Annotated in this window: 1 protein-coding gene; it reads left to right on the forward strand. The window is 51.9% G+C overall.

Going from position 1 to position 1,423, the window contains the following annotated elements; all coding sequences use genetic code 11:
* The first annotated feature begins 862 nt into the window (after positions 1-862).
* Positions 863-1,144 (forward strand): hypothetical protein, encoded by a 282-nt coding sequence (locus tag HBN63_RS21520; protein WP_170050838.1) that lies wholly within the window; start codon positions 863-865, stop codon positions 1,142-1,144.
* Positions 1,145-1,423: the final 279 nt, after the last annotated feature.

Below are 1,423 nucleotides of genomic sequence, written 5' to 3' on the forward strand. Positions count from 1 at the left end.
CAGCCCAGCTAGACCGCCTGATGGAGCGGCAGAGGCCTGGTCATCGCCCGACGGCCATGGCGGCTGGCTGCTTCGGGGGCTTGCCTTGGGCAGGGCTGCAGCTTAGGTTGATGACATTGGGCTAAAGCCCGCCCCTTAACCAAACGTTAGGCACACAAAGCAAAGGATTGCGGACGCATGGAAAATCGCGGAATCAATAGTTCAAAACCGTGTGTTTCTCATGAAAGGAATTTGGCGTATTTGAAATCGCGGGCGGCGCCAAAAATCTTTGTTCCGCAATTGCCTTGCACACCAGCCATGACACCGTTCTGGCGCTGAGGCGCTCCAAAATTGCCGAGCAGAAAAAGCACATGAAAGAGCACAACAGCATGAAGATGCCATTTAAAGCAAAAGCACTGGTGGCTATCGTGGCGCAACTACTTGCAACGCCCGGCTCAAGTCCGCGCCTAACAAATGGTTCAAAACGCTCGCTTCGCTCACTGGGACGGGCTAAAGCCCGCCCCTTAACCAAACGTTAGCCGCCGTTGGATTGTTGGCTCTTTTTAGTTCGGCAAGGATGCAGAAATGGTTTTGTTCTTACGCTCAGTTGAAAGCATTCTTTGGCGCTCATGTGCGCTGCTTACTGCCGTTCTGTTTAGGCTTTTTCGGCCCATCAGCGGCGCTAACGGCAAGTCATTTTCAAACTGCAACGCAGGCAACGTTTCGCACGTTGGCCATCGGCTTGCGCTTGGTTACATTCAGCGTCGCTTGCTCGGTTGCGGTTATCCATCGCCACAGCGGCTAACAAGTGGTTCAAGTCGTTCGCTTCGCTCACTGGGACTGGCTGAAGCCAGCCCCTTAACCAAACGTTAGGCTCAATCAAATGTGGAACACAGTTGGAGATAACATTCTTACCAGATATTTTGAACTTGAAAATATCTGGCAAAAAAACTGGATCGAAACTGAACAATTAGCAATTATCAGCAACTACTGGCCGGAGGGTGATAATCGCGACCTTATCCTCCGGATATGGCAAGTCGACATCCATGGGAAAGTTAAGTCATTTGCTGCAGGTGAAGCAGGCGGCATGGAGCGTTGGGTTTTCGCTCTACGTGATAACGATGTTGAATTTTTGAGTCATTCAAAAAACGGAGCTAAAACTTAAGCCGTGTATCACTCCGAAAATTATTGCGCACAGTTTACTTACAGGTCATCTTCGTTGCCGTTAACCTTCAGAGCATCCTTCACCATCACTATTCAAGCATACAGCCTAACAAGTGGTTCAAAGCGTTCGCTTCGCTCACTGGGACGGGCTAAAGCCCAATGTCATCAACCTAAGCTGCAGCCCTGCCCAAGGCAAGCCCCCGAAGCAGCCAGCCGCCATGGCCGTCGGGCGATGACCAGGCCTCTGCCGCTCCATCAGGCGGTCTAGCTGGGCTGGCGG

Source organism: Pseudomonas sp. WS 5011 (assembly GCF_012985775.1).
In the GTDB taxonomy this organism is placed as follows: Bacteria; Pseudomonadota; Gammaproteobacteria; order Pseudomonadales; family Pseudomonadaceae; genus Aquipseudomonas; species Aquipseudomonas peli.